This window comes from Pseudoalteromonas sp. K222D, from assembly GCF_017653575.1.
In the GTDB taxonomy this organism is placed as follows: domain Bacteria; phylum Pseudomonadota; class Gammaproteobacteria; order Enterobacterales; family Alteromonadaceae; genus Pseudoalteromonas; species Pseudoalteromonas nigrifaciens.
This window is the reverse complement of the sequence record NZ_JAGGDL010000025.1, coordinates 20,914-37,041: the sequence shown is the minus strand read 5'-3', so window position 1 is coordinate 37,041 and position 16,128 is coordinate 20,914. Positions and strand designations below refer to the sequence as shown.

Here is a 16,128-nt window from a genome sequence, read left to right as displayed (position 1 = left end):
ATTAATTAGCTACCACATTAAGCAGTTTACCCGGTACGTAAATAACTTTACGAACGGTAACGCCGTCAGTGTATTTAGTTACGCTTGCTTGTTCAAAAGCGAGTGCTTCTACTTGCTCTTTTGTGGCATCGGCTGCAACGGTTAGTTTAGCGCGTAGTTTTCCGTTAACTTGAATAATAATTAACTTTTCATCTTCAACCAAAGCCGACTGATCAACCTCTGGCCATGAAGCGTTAACTATATCGCCTTCTTTACCTAGCTCTTGCCATAATTGGTGCGACAAATGCGGCGTAATAGGTGCAAGCATAATAAGCATTGCTTCAAGCGCTTCGTTAGCTATCGCTACATCTTGCTTACTATTTAACGGTGCTTTTAATAGTTTATTAGACAGCTCCATAATTGCCGCAATAGCAGTATTAAAGGTTTGACGACGTTCAACATCATCACTCACTTTAGCAATTGCTTTGTGTAAATCGCGACGCAGTACTTTTTGCTCGTTATTTAATGCTGTTTTATTGAGTGGTTGAAAACCAACTGTTTTAACATCAACCGCGTATTTCCACACACGTTTTAAGAAGCGATGTGCCCCTTCAACACCCGCGTCAGACCATTCTAGCGTTTGCTCTGGTGGTGCTGTAAACATCATAAATAAACGTACAGTGTCGGCGCCGTATTGTGCAATAACATGCTGTGGGTCAATACCGTTATTTTTCGATTTTGACATTTTGCTCATGCCAGATGAAAACACCGGGTTACCATCAACTTTATGCCATGCTTTAGTTACGCGGCCTTTGTCGTCTGTTTCGGTATTTACGTCGCTTGGCGAAATCCAAATATCAGCCCCTTTTTCATCTTTACGATAAAACGTTTCGGCTAATACCATACCTTGACAAAGTAAGCGGTCAAATGGCTCGTCTGAATCAACTAAACCAAAGTCGCGTAATAGTTTATGGAAAAAGCGCGAGTACAATAAATGTAAAATAGCGTGTTCAATACCGCCTATGTATTGGTTTACTGGTAACCAATAGTTAGCCGCTGCTGGGTCTAGCATGCCTTCGTCATGACGTGGGCTACAGTAACGAGCGTAATACCAAGACGATTCCATAAAGGTGTCAAAGGTATCGGTTTCATGAAACGCTGGTGCGCCATTCATGGTGGTTTTTGCCCAGTTAGGATCAGCTTTGATTGGCGATGTAACGCCATTCATTACTACGTCCTCTGGTAAGCGTACTGGCAGCATATCGTCGGTTGCAGCAAGTTCGTTACCGTCTTCGTCGCTAAGCATTGGAATTGGTGAACCCCAATAACGTTGGCGGCTTACGCCCCAATCACGCAGGCGGAAGTTTACTTTACGCTCGCCCACACCCAAGGCTTCTAACTTATCGGCAATGGCATTAAATGCCGCGTCAAAATCAAGGCCGTCAAATTCACCCGAGTTAACCAATACACCTTTATCGGTAAACGCTTCTTTGTTTAGGTTTACTTCAAGGTCAGAGCCCGTAACTGGCGCAATCACTTGTTTAATATCAAGGCCGTAGGCTGTTGCAAATTCAAAGTCACGTTGGTCGTGTGCAGGCACTGCCATTACCGCGCCTGAGCCGTAATGCATTAATACAAAGTTAGCGATCCAAATTGGTACTTGCTCACCAGTAAGTGGGTGAGTAGCAAAAAAGCCTGTTGCTATGCCTTTTTTCTCCATGGTTGCCATGTCGGCTTCACTTACTTTGTTGTTTTTACACTCTTCAACAAACAGTGCCACAGAATCGCTATTTTTAGCCGCTTCTTTAGCAATTGGGTGGCCTGCAGCAACCGCTACATAAGTCACACCCATAAAGGTATCTGGACGCGTGGTATAAACGCTAAATGTTTCGTTGTTATCAGTGCGTTTAAATTCAATATCACACCCTTCAGAGCGACCAATCCAGTTGCGCTGCATGGTTTTAACTTGTTCAGGCCAATCTTCTAACTTGTCTAAATCGTCAAGTAGTTCTTGTGCGTAGTCGGTAATTTTAATAAACCACTGTGGAATTTCTTTTTGCTCAACCACAGCGCCCGAACGCCAACCGCGACCGTCAATAACTTGCTCGTTAGCTAATACAGTTTGATCTACCGGATCCCAGTTAACCGTCGACATTTTTTTGTACACTAAGCCTTTTTCGTACAACTTAGTGAAAAACCATTGTTCCCATTTATAGTATTCTGGATGACAGGTGGCAATTTCGCGATCCCAGTCATAACCAAAACCTAACTGCTTAAGTTGGGTACGCATGTAGTCAATATTCTCGTAGGTCCATTTTGCAGGGGCTGTTTTGTTTTTAATAGCCGCGTTTTCTGCAGGTAAACCAAACGCATCCCAACCCATAGGTTGCATTACGTTTTTGCCTTTTAAGCGCTGAAAGCGAGATACAACGTCACCAATAGTGTAGTTACGCACGTGACCCATATGGAGTCGACCGCTCGGGTAGGGGAACATAGAAAGGCAGTAATACTTTTCTTTACTCTCATCTTCCGTAACTTTAAATACTTTGTTTTCTTCCCAGTAACGTTGGATTTTTGACTCTATTTTTTGAGGGTTATATTGCTCTTGCATCTACGGTTCCAGACTTCTTACGACTAATAAAAAATTAGCTCTAGGATAACCCAAATAAACCGCTATTTATAGCGCCATAAACACGCTTTTATTAAATTATAACTTTCAGTGCAGGTTAACCTATACTTTTGTAAGCTAGTTGCTGAAAAGCATAGGTTAAAGGTTGATTTAACAGCCCTAATAGGTTCAACCTACAAATCTAAATATGCCCTAAATTTGCAGGAGTAAGAAAATGGCTGACTACAAAACATGGCTAAACGATTTAACGCTTTGGTTAAAAGATGTAAAAGATCATGAATTAAAAGAGGCGGTAAAACGATTTGTTGAATCTGAGCAGGCACTTAAAAATTTAGGAGAAGAAAAGTATCAACTTTATCGTAACTACTTAATGCGCGATTTAGAACACTTGCAAGAGCACGAAACCCACTATAATTCGCTTGCATGGCAAGAGCTTAAAGAATCATTATGGTATGAGCTTTCGCACATAGAAGACAAAACACAGCTAGAGTGGCACTCACTTAGCCAAGATTTTAAGCACAATGGCATATATCACGTAGGCGAATGGATAGCCATAGGCACATTAGTATGTAAGAATTGTAACCATAGTTACGATGTTTATCATGCTACGCAAATAACACCTTGTTTAGAGTGTGATGGAATCTATTTTAGCCGTAAGGCTTTGCAACCCTAAATATAAGTATTAAGTGGCTGCAGGCCACTTAATACGCCAAAAGCCAGTGAATACGCTGGTAAACAAAGAAGTTAGAATGACGAAAAAATTACTGCCACTACCTGTATCAAAGCTTGCGCCGAGCATTTCTACTAGCCACGTGCATACTTGCATGAGCAACCCATACCCAGAGCATTTTACTTTTATAGGCCAACAACGGGCGCAAAGTGCATTAGACTTTTCACTCGGTATGGATTTACCTGGCTATAACGTATACGTAATGGGCGAAGCTGCACATGGACGTTTTACCCTAGTAAAAGACAAACTAAAAGAGCATGCCAAAGGCAGAGTAACGCCTAATGAGTGGTTGTATGTAAATAATTACGACGACCACCGCGAGCCTATCGCACTGTTTATGCAAGCTGGGCAAAGTAAAAAGCTTGCCGATGACATTGATGCTTTTATTGACGAAGTGCTCGACACCTTTCCTGCCGCATTTGACAACCCTGCGTACCAGCGCAAAAAGAAATCCATAGACCGTGAATTTAACGACGCCTATGACGGTGCTATTACCGCGGTAGAAATTGCGGCGCTTGAACAAAGTGTGGCGCTTATTGAAGAAAAAGGCGTAGTAGGTTTTGCTCCATTAATAGGTGGCAAGCAGCTAAGCGATAATGAATTTTCGCACCTTGAAGATGAGCTACGTGAAACCTTTTTTGAAAGAATTGAAAAACTCGAAGACACATTAATAGAAGCACTTATTGAGCTGCCGCGCTGGAAGCGTGAATCTACCGAAAAACTACGTAACCTTAAAAAGTCGACTGCCGAGCAAGCAACTAAGCCCTTATTAAAAGACTTAGAGCATAAATATGCCAGCCATATTGGCGTGCTGCGTTATTTAAAAGACATTCGCGTAGAAATTATTGACGCTGTGCTTGAGTGGTTAGACGATGAAGGCGAAAGCGAAGAAAACAAAGAAGACTTTGATCGCAAAGGCATGCTTACAGACTTTTTTGCGCCCAATATTTTAGTTGAGTTTAAAGAAGGCGACGCCGCTCCTGTGGTTTACGAACCTAACCCAACGTTTGGCAACATATTTGGCAAGGTTGAGTACGCTACCTCACAAGGCTCGCTTATAACTAGCTATCGCTCAATTCAGGCCGGCGCATTGCATCGCGCTAACGGTGGCTATTTAATGATGGACGCCGAAAAAGTAATGGCTAACCCACAAGTGTGGGATGGTTTAAAACTATCGCTTAAAACCCATCAAATTAAAAATGACTTACCGTATCAAGATAGCGTTGTAGGCAGCAGTTTTACGTTGCGCCCGCAGTTAATTCCGCTAGATGTAAAAATAATATTATTAGGCTCGCGCGAGCTGTACTACACCATAGGTGAGTACGACGAAGAATTTGCTGAGCTGTTTAGAATACTAGCCGACTTTGACTACTACTTACCGAGTAGCGATAAATTACAGTACCAATTTATTACCAAAGTAACTGACTATTGTGAGCACGTTTTAAAATGCACCACTACAGAAGCAGCAATGGTGCGCTTGCTCAAATTTAGTTATCGCCAAGCCGAGCATCATAATAAACTCTCTGCCCGCTTTGCCGATGTGTTAGAGCTGGTAGCCGAAGCAAGTTATTATGCCAAACAAGACAAGCTAACGGTTATAGACGCTCATCATATTGACGAAGCCATTGAAGGTAAACAGTATCGTACTGGGCAAATTAGCGAAAACATGCTCAGTGATATTAAAGAAGGGCACACCCTTATTGCCACGCAAGGCCAAGCCATAGGCAAAGTAAATGGTTTAACTGTACTGCATATTGGCGATACCTCATTTGGTACACCTGCGCGTATTACGGCAACAGTTTATGCCGGTGCCGATGGCGTTTTAGATGTAGAGCGCGAAGCCGAGCTAGGTAAAGCAATTCACTCTAAAGGGGTAATGCTACTTACCGGCTATTTAGGCAATAAATACGCGCAGCACTTTAGCTTAACGCTCAGTGCAAATATTGCAATTGAACAAAGCTATGGCTACATAGATGGCGATAGCGCGTCACTTGCCGAGTTATGCGCGTTAATTTCGGCTATTACTAGTTTACCACTGAGTCAATCAATTGCGCTTACAGGCTCAATTAACCAACATGGCGATGTACAAGCTATTGGTGGCGTAAACGAAAAAATAGAAGGCTTTTTTAAACTGTGTAAAATGCGCGGTTTAACTGGCGAAGAGGGCGTGATCATTCCTAAATCTAACCAAGTTAACTTAGTGTTAGATGAGGAAATACTTAATGCAGTTGAACTTGGTAAATTTAATATTTACGCAGTAGAGACGGTAGATCAGGCACTTAACTTACTGATGGATTTAGAAGCTGGCGATTTAGTTGACGGGCACTATCCTGAAAACTCAGTAAACGGCCTAGCCTTAGCACGACTTAAAGATATTGCAGACATTGTAAACGGCGATAGCGAAGATGAAAAAGACGCAGAACCAGAAGAGGAAAAAAATTAACTATGCTTAATATAATATTAGCGGTAATTATCGCCATATTTTGCTTTTTAATATTTAAAAACAGCAAAAAAGCCAAACAACAAGTGGGTATTAACGCGCAAATAGAAGCTGATTTTTTGGCAGCTAATGCAAAAGTAGATGGCGTACAAGAGACCGCTTCAGGCTTGCAGTACAAAGTATTGCACCAAGGGCAAAGCGATGACAAGCCTAACCCCAAAAGCATGGTTAATGTGCATTACCACGGTACGTTAATAGACGGCACAGTATTTGACAGCTCAGTTGAGCGTAAAGCCCCTATTAGCTTTGGTTTACATCAAGTTATTAAAGGGTGGACCGAAGGTCTGCAACTTATGAGCCCCGGCGATAAATACCTACTTTATGTACCGCATCAACTGGCTTACGGTGAAAAACGTGTGGGCAGCATTCCACCGGCATCACTGCTTATATTTGAAGTTGAGTTATTGGCTATTGAGTCGTAATATTATTTTAAGTAATAATTACTTAAGCCCTGCTTTCATAAAGTGGGGCTTTTTGCTTTTAGCCAGCCTGTAAACGTTACTCAAGAATTTTAATGTTAGGTCGATACCTATAATAGTGACAAAGCTATTTTAGGGATAAAGTAATGAAGATTTCACCAGCGCCCCCTTTACACCATGCATACAGACTTAATACTCAGCCTTTAACACAACCAGGTAAGCAACTTGCTGAAGGTGAGACAGAGGATGAGCCAAAATATGTTTTATCAAAGTTCTTAGACACTAAAGCACAAAAGTACAGTGAAGATAACGCAATGTTTGGCGATCAATATAAAAACCTAGAAAAAGTGTATAAGCACTTTTTAGGGCGGGTTATTGCATTGCAAGAGCAAATTAACAAACTCAAACAAAGTCCAATTCAAAGCAGTTTAACCATAAATAGCACCGCAAATGAGCCAAATAAAAGTGATGCTAGTTTAGCTATTGATGTTGAGCATTTAGGGTCTAAAAAATATAAAAACTCACAACAACAAGAGCAAATAGATATACTAGAGCGGCAATTAGGGGAGTTAAAATCAGAGCAAGCAGCAATAAAACAACAAATGGTTGAGCTGGTTATGAGTGAAATGAAAAGACGAGGCGATCACGACTATAATGTTTAGCGTTAAGGCAGGTTGGTGAATCAGCCCTTAACTTAATTTTACTTACTTCCAGTTTAAATTTACCGTATCTTTAAAGTATAACTTTGTTGAGTACGCTTTAAAAAGTACACCCAAATAATGGCCAGTGGAATTTACTAAATTATGTTCGAAGATGAATTACTTTATGGATACAGCAGTGTATTAATTGCAGTTACATTGTTTATTGCGATCGTTATTTTTAACGAAATAGGCTTTAGAGCAGGGCGGTTTATTCAAGGCAGAACCGACAGTGAAGTTAAGACGCTAACGGGTTCTATTCAGGGCAGTATATTAGGTTTGTTAGCATTACTACTGGGTTTTACATTTAGCATGTCGATGCAACGGTATGATAACCGCAGCATGGCGTTAATAGATGAAGCAAACACAATCGGCACAGCCATATTACGGGTTGAATTACTGCCACAAGAATACAAAAAACAAGCCAATGAATTATTTAAAGAGTATGTAGACTTACGAGTTGCTATAGGCCAATTAGATTTAACCAAACACGCGCAGCGTAACGACTACAATAATAAAATAGCCAACCTACAGCGTCAGTTATGGTCATTGGCTATCGCAGCCACAAATGTTGACCCAAGGCCTGTAACTACAGGAGCGTTTGTAAAATCGCTTAATGATGTAATAGACAGCCAAGGAAAGCGAAATGCTTTATTGCAAATGCATGTACCTGAGGTGGTATTAATACTGCTCTTTATTGTTTTTATTTCGTCTGGCGGCATTATGGGTTATTCCGCAGGACTCAGTGGTAAGCGAATGATTGTGCCCATAGTATTGGTTTCTTTGTTAATTACTTTAATCGTATTTATTATTATAGATTTAGACCGGCCAAAGCGCGGGCTTATACAAGTAGATCAAACGGTAATGATTGAGGTTTCAGAAAATATTAAATAGTAATAAAGAAGGGGTTTTAATTTAAGCGCGTAAATAACAGTTATATTGTTTGCTGCTTTGGCGAACTAAATACTTATTTAGTTCGCCAATAAAAATGTTCGCGTAGTTTAAAATTACAGTAACGCTTTAACCTCAGGATCTGCAAACGCTAATTCAAAGCGCTCTTTATAAAGCATTTGTAAGTCGTTGGTATGCATACTTGGAATGTCTTGCTCGCCAGTAAAGTTTTTATTTATAAGCGTAGCACCAGTGCGATCCTTAATTATTAGATCAAAGTTATACCATGAGTTATCAGTAAAAGCGTGGTGATCATACTTCCATTCGTTAAGTACGATTATAATAGTCGCAGTATCGCTATCTGCTTTAATGTCATTAATATCGACCTGTGGTGTGGTAGCTATTAGCTTAGCGTTAATACCAGAGCGAATAAAACCAGCAGCAAGGCGTTTACCTAAGTGTTGTGGCATAGTTTCGCCAGTAATGATGTTTTGTGTATAAGGTATACCAAAGCCAGAGCGACTTAATCCTTCAAAACCAGAGAGTTTGTCACCATTTACAACATATGGGCGATGATCTACCACTGTAATTTGTATTTCATCAACTTGGGGCTTATTTAACGTAGGAGCTGCTTGTTCTGCAGTCATAATGGCCGTACAGCCGGTAGTTAAAAGTAGGGTAACAGCGATAAAGATTGAAGCTATTTTGTTCACATTATATTCCTTTTATGTGTATTTATGATTAAATAAAACCAAATTACAGATCGTTAGGTAATACCATGAAAGTAATGGATTTTATTGGGCAAGATAGTATTAACAAAAGCTGAATAAATCAAGGCAGTATTAACTTTTATTTTTTTAATGGGCTTAAAGTACTGCTTTTAGCTAGAGTAGGTGTTTAAAATATTAAAATGTGAGTGAAATATATTACCAATTATTAAGCTTTTACAATGACTGTATTTACACCTTGTTACAGTAATTTGTCGCACAAAGCTGCAAACTGTCTTTTTATTGTTATTATGAAATGAAATAACATTGTAAGGACGATAACCTTGAAACTACGCACTTTATTAACAGCAATAGCAGTAGCGGTTGCACCGGCAATATCGCCGATGGTTGCGGCTTATCAAACACAAGATACCCGCTTATTACGCTTTCCCGATATTCATAAAGAATCAGTAACCTTTGTTTATGCGGGCGATATTTATATAGCAAACACTAAAACAGGTAAAAGCACGCGCTTAACTGATCATATTGGTTTTGAAACCTTTCCTAAATTTTCGCCAGATGGCAGCCAAATCGCTTTTTCTGCCCAATATAATGGCAGCCGCCAAGTGTATGTAATGAACCGCGATGGCTCCGACTTAAAACAACTGACTTATTATAACGACGTAGGTGTAATGCCGCCGCGCGGAGGTTTTGATTATCGTGTACTTGATTGGACCCCAGACGGTAAGCATATTGTGTTTAGAGCTAACCGTACCCCTTATGGTCAGCGTGTTGGCCGACCTTATATAGTGCCTGCTGCGGGTGGCCTAGAGCAACCATTAGCCATACCAGAAACTGGCGGTGGCATGTTATCGCCCGATGGCAAACAGTATGTGTATACACCCATTGATCGCGAATTTCGTACTTGGAAACGCACCCGTGGCGGGCGCGCACAAGATGTATGGGTTTACGATTTAGAAAATAACAAATCAAAGCAATTAACAACCAACAGAGCAACCGACCAACAGCCTACTTGGGTTAACAATAACATTTACTACGTGTCGGACAGAGAATACACGCTAAATTTATACAAACATCAAGATGGCAAAAATCCGATAAAAGTAACTAACCACAGCGACTTTGATGTGCTTTGGCCCTCGGCTGGGCCCAACGCCATAGTGTATGAAAATGGTGGTTATTTGTATCGCTTTGATGACGCCACGCAGCAATCTGAAAAGCTGAGCATAAATGTTCAAGGTAACCGTGAACATACAATGGCCTACAGTAAAAATGTTAGTGACTTTATTGATTCAATGGACGTATCGCACGATGGAAAAAGAGTACTATTTACAGCACGCGGCGAACTGTTTTCTGTGCCGGTTAAAAATGGCCCAACCCGAAACTTAAGCCATACGCCAAAAGGGCGTGAAATATCGGCTACATGGTCGCCCAATGGACGCTATATTGCTTACATGAGTGATGAAACGGGCGAGTACGAAATTTACCTAAAAGACAGAGCTAACAATAACCAAATTAAGCAACTGACCAGTAATGGCAGTATTTGGCGTTTTGAACCAGTTTGGTCACCAGATAATAAAAAGTTATTGTTTAGCGATCAGAATCACACCCTGTGGTGGCTCGATATTAAAACCGGTAAGCAGCGTAAAATTGATACCGCAAAATATAATGAAGATGGTTTAACTAGCTATATTTGGTCGCCTAATAGCGAGGATATAGTGTTTGTTAAAAATAACGAAAATCGCTACGCCTCATTATGGCATTACAATTTAAAAGACAAACGCGTTACTCGCTTAACTGATGACATGAGCAGTGAGACAAACCCAGCGTTTTCTCCCGACGGGCAGCAATTGTATTTCACATCAGAGCGCGACTTTAATTTAACTTTTAGTAGCTACGAGTTTGACTACATGTTTAACAATGCAACCCGACTGTATTCGGTTGCAGTAAATAGTAAAATCAAGCCACTTAATACACCGCTGAGTGACGAAATAAGCATTGTTGACTCAAAAGCAGATAAAGACGATAAAAAATCAGCTAAAGCACCCAGTAATTATATAGAAAGTAACGGCTTTATGAGCCGCGTTGTGGCGCTAAATGTACCTGCAGGAAACTACGGCGCACTAAGCGGCGTAAAAGACGGCGTATTAACACTATCGGCAGGAGAGCTTAAGTTAGTGCCTAATGCCGTTGATGGTGAAGTTGCCACAATAGCAGCAGGAGTGAGTAATTATAAAGTGTCGGCTAATGCTGAGCATATTATTGCTCGTGCAGGAAAAAACATTAGCGTAATAAAGCCAGAAGCTAAACAAGACTTAAAAGCTACGCAACTTAACTTGCAAGACATGGTATTAAAAATTGACCCGCAAACCGAATGGGCACAAATGTATCGTGAAGGCTGGCGCACTCTGCGCGACTGGTTTTATGACGAAAACCATCATGGCCAAGATTGGAATGCTATTTTAGCGCGTTACCAACCTATGGCAGACGCTATTGCACATCGAGCCGACCTAGATTATGTATTAAGTGAAATAGCAGGCGAAATAAACTCAGGGCATATTTATGTTAACTCGGGCGATATGCCAACATCTCCTCGTTTACAGCATGGCTTATTGGGCGCAGAAATTAGCGCGCATAAATCAGGCTTTGTAAAAATAGAGACTATTTTTAAAGGCGAAAACTGGCACGAAAACTTTCGCTCACCGCTAAACGAAACCGGCATTAACGCCAATGTAGGCGATTACATAATTGCAGTAAATGGCCGCTCAGTAAAAAGCGTAGTCAACTTTTACGAACTACTAGAAAACACCCAAGGTAAATCGGTTGAATTACTACTCAGTAAATCACCAAGCCTAAAAAACAGCTGGAAAGTAATGGTAACGCCTATTGCCAGCGAAACTGGATTGCGTTACTTACAGTGGGCACAATCGCGCGCTGAGTATGTTAATAAGCTTTCAGATGGGCGTATTGGCTACGTGCATTTACCTAACACCCATTACGAAGGTAACCGTTCGTTATTTAAAAACTTTTTACCGCAAACTAATAAAGACGCGATGATCATAGACGATCGTTACAATGGCGGCGGTTTTATACCTGAACATATGATCACCTGGTTAGCGCGTAAACCGCTTAACTACTGGAAACGCCGTGGTGTAGAGCCAACTAAAACCCCGCAGTTTGCACACGATGGCCCTAAAGCTATGCTGATCAATGGCTACTCTAGTTCAGGCGGCGACGCACTACCGTATTACTTTCGCCAAGCAGGTTTAGGCAAATTAATTGGTACGCGTACCTGGGGCGGTTTAATTGGTATTTCGGGCAACCCTGGGCTTGTAGATGGTGGCTCAGTTATTGCCGCTACTTTTAGAATTTTAGATAACGAAGGTAACTGGATCATTGAAAATGAAGGCGTAAGCCCAGACATAGAAGTGATTGATCGCCCAGAGCTTATTCAAGCCGGACAAGATCCGTCGATTGAACGCGCTGTAAAAGAGTTATTAAAAGAGCTTAAAGCAAATCCGAAAAAACCATTGGTAGTGCCAGCACCACCGAGTGAATTTGGTCGCTAATTGCAATAAATTAAGCTGCTAAGTTACGCAGCCTGTTAGCTACTTTGCGTGTGCTTGGTAGCTAACTAATTTATTAGAGTATTATTAAAAGCGTGATACCGCGCTTTAGTTAAAAGAGAGCTTATAGTGAAAAAATTATTACAGGTAGACTTTGATTTTGCAGGCCCGTTTGGGGAGCAAATGTCAGCAGCATTAAAAGATTTAGCCGAATCAATTAACCATGAACCCGGTATTATTTGGAAAATTTGGACCGAAAACCAACAAGGTCAACTTGCTGGTGGTATTTACCTATTTGAAGATGAAGCATCAGCTAATGCGTATTTAACTATGCACACAGCACGCTTAAAGGCTATGGGGGTTGCCCAAGTTCGTGGCCAATTATTCGATGTAAACCTGCCATTATCAGCGATTAATAACGCACCGCTTACCGTTAAATAGATTAGTTAAATAGTTAGTTAAATAGTTAGTTAAATAGTTAAGCAGCCAAATAATAAGACGGGTTAAAAAATCATTTAAATTAAAGGCTGCCTAGTGCAGCCTTTTTTCAAAGCCCACAAATTAAATAACGTATTTTATATAGAGGAGTTACGCAAGAGCGGAGCGAAACCGAACAAGGGAATTAATAATACTCTATTCATCTCAGAGTGTTTAGATATGCTTTGCTACACAGAACATCCATGCTTTAGTTTTTAACAACATTCACAAAACATAAGTCGCTAAAGAAGGTGTCATATAAGCTTATTTAGCATCATTTTGATACTTAATAAGCTTGTTTACCTTAGAGTTAGTATAATTGGATTTATATACTTCGCTCGATATTGTTATTGAGCTTAAGTATAAAGTATTGTATTTAACATTTATTTTAACTATAGTTTGTACCATATAAAGTACAACTAAAGGTACGATCATGAGTAGGCTTCATTTAGATCAAGATATTCAGCCGCTTTCAGATTTTAGAGCTGGAGCTGCATCATTTATACGCCAAGTTAATGAAACCAGAAGGCCAATTGTAATAACTCAAAGGGGTAAAGGCGTTGCTGTGGTTTTAGATGTTGCTGAATATGAATCTATGCAGGAAAAAATAGAGTTATTAGAGGAAATACAAAAAGCTGAAGATCAACTCTCTATGGGGCTGGGTATTTCAAACTCAGATGCTCGTGCGCAAGTTTTAAAGAGTATTAAAGATTGAAAGTAGTTTGGTCGCCTTTAGCATTAGAAAAATTAGTCACTATGGCTAAATTTATTGCTTTTGATAAACCATCGGCGGCTGACAAATGGGTTAATGATATTTTTGATCGAACAGATTTACTTGGTACTCAACCTGAACTAGGTCGGGAAGTGCCAGAATTATTAGGCTCAAGATATCGTGAATTAATATTTGGTAGCTATCGAATTATTTATAAAGTTGAACATGAAATTAAAATACTCACATTACGCAATAGGCGTCAATTGCTTAGCTTGAGCGATGTAGAGCAATAATTGACCAGAAAAGTTAATTGTTAAGCCCAGAGACTGCGCTGGGCTTAATCTATTGCTAATTCTCTAAGTTTAGAATTTTTCATTTATCTCTTAAACCTAATCCCAAACCCGCCAACACCCAGCAACAACACAAATCCCCATACAAACATGTTGCCGTATTGGCTGTACACGCTGTCGCCTTGTATTAACTTAACGTCGGCTTTCATGGTGGTTGCTTCAAACTGTGGCATGCTTTGTTGCGTGTGGCTTATTGGGTCGTATACGCCGCTTACGCCGTTGTTAGTAACACGTATTAGTGGCCGCTGTAGCTCTAGAGCGCGCATGCGAGCTATTTGCATATGCTGGTGGGGGCCAATGGAGTCGCCAAACCAAGCATCGTTACTTACGGTAAAGAGTAAATCTGAGCTGTGCTGATAATTACCACGCACTAGGTCGGCAAATACTATTTCGTAGCATATAGCGGGTAGTATATTAAAGCCGTTAGCACGTAGGTTGTTTTGTACTTTGTCGCCACGGGTAAACGACGACATAGGTAAATCAAACAACGGTGCAATAGGGCGCAGTAAATCTTCAAATGGTACAAATTCGCCAATAGGGAGTAATTGGTGTTTTTGATAGCGGTTTTTATCTAGGTAGCGGTAGTGGCCGTGTTCATCATCTTTATTTTTATTACCTACTACTATAAGGGTATTAAAAATAGTTTTAGTGTCGAGTTGGTAGTCAACAACACCGGTAATTAGCGCGGTTTTATTAAATGAAGCGGCGCTGTCTAAGCCTGCTAGGTATGAGTCGGCAAGCGCTTCTATTTCGGGTACTGCGGCTTCGGGCCATACTATTAAGTCGGCGTCCCAGTGTGTGCGGGTTAGGTCTTGGTATTTACTCATGGTGGTCCAAAACTGGCTGGGATCAAAGCGCAGATTTTGTTTTATATTACCTTGTACAAGTAATGTCGACATGCTTTTGCCAGAGTACTGTGCTGTACCTGTGGTGTATGCACCAGCAAAAAGTAGTGCTAAAGCACTGCTGGTTATGGCCAGTGTTTTAAAATCTTTTTGGCTTAGGCGATACAATGCAAAACCAATGGCAATACATACTAAGGTTAAACCAAATTCGCCAATATAAGGGGCAAGCAGTCTAAGTGGGCTGTCGGTTTGCGTATAACCAAAACTTAACCATGGAAAGCCTGTTAGTAAGTGTGCGCGTAAGTATTCGCTTATGGCAAAACTTACAATTAATAATGCGCCATAACTTTTAGGGCCGCTGGCAAAGCGAGTTGTTGCCCAAAAGGCAAGTGCAGGAAATAACGCTAAGTATGAACACAATAAGGCCATAAGCGCTAAAGAAGCGATTAATGGCATGCCGCCAAAAGTGGCTATAGATACATGTACCCAGCTAATACCAGCACCAAACCAACCTAAACCAAATATAAAGCCATATTTAGCGGCTGTTTTTGCGTGTTTTTTACCGGTGTTTTTTGGATTAATACAAAAAATGATGGCAGCAAGGCTAAAAAATGCAATGGGCCAAATTTCAAAGGGGGCATAGGCAAAAGTTAAAATAAGGCCCGCAATTAATGCGAGCCATGCTTTTTTATCTTTTGCTAATAAGGTGAACTTAGTTAGCAGAATCTTCACTGTAGTTATCATCAACCTTAGGAACGGTGACTTGCAGTTGCAAGATGCGGCGATTGTCAGAGTTGGTTACTTTAAATTGGTAACCTTCTATATCAATGGTTTCGCCACGGCTTGGCATGTGGCCAAAGGCATGTAATACAGTGCCACCAATAGTATCGGCGTCATCTGTGCTGTAACCTGTTTTAAAATGCTCGTTAAAGTCATCAACAGGGGTTAGCGCTTGTACTACGTAAACATGCTTAGCAAGTTGGCGAATATCTTGTTGCTCTTCTTCTTCGTCGTGTTCGTCTTCTATTTCGCCCACGATTATTTCAAGAATATCTTCAATAGTGACTAAGCCCGATACACCGCCGTATTCATCAATAACAATAGCCATATGGTAGCGTTGCTGACGAAATTCGTTAAGCAGGGTATCGACACGTTTACTTTCGGGTACTACCATTGCTGGGCGTAAATAATCGCGCAGTGAGGGCAGTAAGTCGTCTTTGTTTAAGATTAGGGGTAATAAATCTTTAGCGAGTAAAATCCCTTCTACATGGTCTTTGTCCTCACACACCACCGGAAAGCGTGAGTGCGTAGAGTGAACCATCATAGGTATGAGCTCTTCAAGCGGGCTGTCGATCTCAAGGGTGATCATTTGTGAGCGCGGCACCATAATGTCTCGCACTTTAAGCTTAGACACGCCAAGCACACCTTCAATCATCTCTTTGGTTTCTGGATCGATTACATCCCGCTCTTGCGCATCGGCAATTACTTCAACCAGCTCTTCTCTGTTCTGGGGTTCCCCTTGAAACTTTTGGGCTATTCGGCCCAGCCAGCTTTTTCCAGAAGAACCCTGGCTAGAATGCGAGTTACCGTCGCTCATTATATCTGAT

13 protein-coding genes are annotated in these 16,128 nt (G+C 40.9%); 9 read left to right on the top strand and 4 right to left on the bottom strand.

The window, feature by feature from the left end; translation table 11 throughout:
* Nucleotide 1: 1 nt before the first annotated feature.
* Nucleotides 2-2,590 carry a leucine--tRNA ligase gene (gene leuS / locus J5X91_RS12670; RefSeq protein WP_011327720.1) on the bottom strand — a complete coding sequence of 863 codons (2,589 nt, stop codon included), beginning with the start codon at nucleotides 2,588-2,590 and terminating at the stop codon, nucleotides 2-4.
* A 232-nt stretch (nucleotides 2,591-2,822) separates the two neighbouring features.
* On the opposite strand from leuS, the gene J5X91_RS12665 reads away from it, so the two are divergent.
* The 5 genes from J5X91_RS12665 (at nucleotide 2,823) to J5X91_RS12645 (ending at nucleotide 7,849) form a co-directional block, all read left to right on the top strand.
* Nucleotides 2,823-3,281 carry a hypothetical protein gene (locus tag J5X91_RS12665; protein WP_208834953.1) on the top strand — a complete coding sequence of 153 codons (459 nt, stop codon included), beginning with the start codon at nucleotides 2,823-2,825 and terminating at the stop codon, nucleotides 3,279-3,281.
* Between the two features lie 76 nt (nucleotides 3,282-3,357).
* The gene (locus tag J5X91_RS12660; RefSeq protein WP_011327722.1) at nucleotides 3,358-5,781 is read left to right on the top strand and encodes an AAA family ATPase; all 2,424 of its coding nucleotides are present in this window, start codon (nucleotides 3,358-3,360) and stop codon (nucleotides 5,779-5,781) included.
* A gap of 2 nt (nucleotides 5,782-5,783) precedes the next feature.
* Nucleotides 5,784-6,260: an FKBP-type peptidyl-prolyl cis-trans isomerase gene (locus tag J5X91_RS12655; protein ID WP_011327723.1), complete on the top strand. Its 477-nt coding sequence runs from the start codon at nucleotides 5,784-5,786 to the stop codon at nucleotides 6,258-6,260.
* A 143-nt stretch (nucleotides 6,261-6,403) separates the two neighbouring features.
* On the top strand, nucleotides 6,404-6,919 hold the full coding sequence (locus J5X91_RS12650; protein ID WP_208834952.1) for a hypothetical protein: 516 nt from the start codon (nucleotides 6,404-6,406) through the stop codon (nucleotides 6,917-6,919).
* A gap of 141 nt (nucleotides 6,920-7,060) precedes the next feature.
* Nucleotides 7,061-7,849 (top strand): hypothetical protein, encoded by a 789-nt coding sequence (locus J5X91_RS12645; protein WP_011327725.1) that lies wholly within the window; start codon nucleotides 7,061-7,063, stop codon nucleotides 7,847-7,849.
* 113 nt (nucleotides 7,850-7,962) lie between these two features.
* Here the strand turns inward: J5X91_RS12645 and J5X91_RS12640 are convergent, their stop codons facing one another.
* A complete protein-coding gene (locus J5X91_RS12640) occupies nucleotides 7,963-8,559 on the bottom strand; it encodes a hypothetical protein (RefSeq protein ID WP_208834951.1) in 597 nt (198 codons plus the stop codon).
* Between the two features lie 338 nt (nucleotides 8,560-8,897).
* On the opposite strand from J5X91_RS12640, the gene J5X91_RS12635 reads away from it, so the two are divergent.
* The 4 genes from J5X91_RS12635 to J5X91_RS12620 all read left to right on the top strand — a co-directional run bounded on the left by J5X91_RS12635 (nucleotide 8,898) and on the right by J5X91_RS12620 (nucleotide 13,619).
* The gene (locus J5X91_RS12635; protein ID WP_208834950.1) at nucleotides 8,898-12,140 is read left to right on the top strand and encodes a S41 family peptidase; all 3,243 of its coding nucleotides are present in this window, start codon (nucleotides 8,898-8,900) and stop codon (nucleotides 12,138-12,140) included.
* Between the two features lie 126 nt (nucleotides 12,141-12,266).
* Nucleotides 12,267-12,578, top strand: a complete 312-nt coding sequence (locus J5X91_RS12630) for a monooxygenase (protein WP_011327728.1) — start codon at nucleotides 12,267-12,269, stop codon at nucleotides 12,576-12,578.
* Nucleotides 12,579-13,047: 469 nt separating this feature from the next.
* The gene (locus J5X91_RS12625) at nucleotides 13,048-13,329 is read left to right on the top strand and encodes a type II toxin-antitoxin system Phd/YefM family antitoxin (RefSeq protein WP_011327729.1); all 282 of its coding nucleotides are present in this window, start codon (nucleotides 13,048-13,050) and stop codon (nucleotides 13,327-13,329) included.
* Nucleotides 13,326-13,619 (top strand): type II toxin-antitoxin system RelE/ParE family toxin, encoded by a 294-nt coding sequence (locus J5X91_RS12620; protein ID WP_086994712.1) that lies wholly within the window; start codon nucleotides 13,326-13,328, stop codon nucleotides 13,617-13,619. The genes J5X91_RS12625 and J5X91_RS12620 overlap by 4 nt, the downstream gene beginning before the upstream one ends.
* A gap of 83 nt (nucleotides 13,620-13,702) precedes the next feature.
* Here J5X91_RS12620 and lnt read toward each other — a convergent pair whose 3' ends face one another.
* Together lnt and corC are read right to left on the bottom strand one after the other, a co-directional pair.
* On the bottom strand, nucleotides 13,703-15,253 hold the full coding sequence (lnt, locus tag J5X91_RS12615; RefSeq protein ID WP_176359666.1) for an apolipoprotein N-acyltransferase: 1,551 nt from the start codon (nucleotides 15,251-15,253) through the stop codon (nucleotides 13,703-13,705).
* Nucleotides 15,234-16,118, bottom strand: coding sequence for a CNNM family magnesium/cobalt transport protein CorC (gene corC / locus J5X91_RS12610; protein WP_011327732.1), 885 nt, complete (start codon nucleotides 16,116-16,118; stop codon nucleotides 15,234-15,236). The genes lnt and corC overlap by 20 nt, the downstream gene beginning before the upstream one ends.
* Nucleotides 16,119-16,128: the final 10 nt, after the last annotated feature.

Excerpts from the sequence above, each read along its gene's own strand:
- leuS (WP_011327720.1), bottom strand. The coding sequence starts at position 2,590 with ATGCAAGAGCAATATAACCCTCAAAAAATAGAGTCAAAAATCCAACGT.
- J5X91_RS12665 (WP_208834953.1), top strand. The coding sequence starts at position 2,823 with ATGGCTGACTACAAAACATGGCTAAACGATTTAACGCTTTGGTTAAAA.
- J5X91_RS12660 (WP_011327722.1), top strand. The coding sequence starts at position 3,358 with ATGACGAAAAAATTACTGCCACTACCTGTATCAAAGCTTGCGCCGAGC.
- J5X91_RS12655 (WP_011327723.1), top strand. The coding sequence starts at position 5,784 with ATGCTTAATATAATATTAGCGGTAATTATCGCCATATTTTGCTTTTTA.
- J5X91_RS12650 (WP_208834952.1), top strand. The coding sequence starts at position 6,404 with ATGAAGATTTCACCAGCGCCCCCTTTACACCATGCATACAGACTTAAT.
- J5X91_RS12645 (WP_011327725.1), top strand. The coding sequence starts at position 7,061 with ATGTTCGAAGATGAATTACTTTATGGATACAGCAGTGTATTAATTGCA.
- J5X91_RS12625 (WP_011327729.1), top strand. The coding sequence starts at position 13,048 with ATGAGTAGGCTTCATTTAGATCAAGATATTCAGCCGCTTTCAGATTTT.
- corC (WP_011327732.1), bottom strand. The coding sequence starts at position 16,118 with ATGAGCGACGGTAACTCGCATTCTAGCCAGGGTTCTTCTGGAAAAAGC.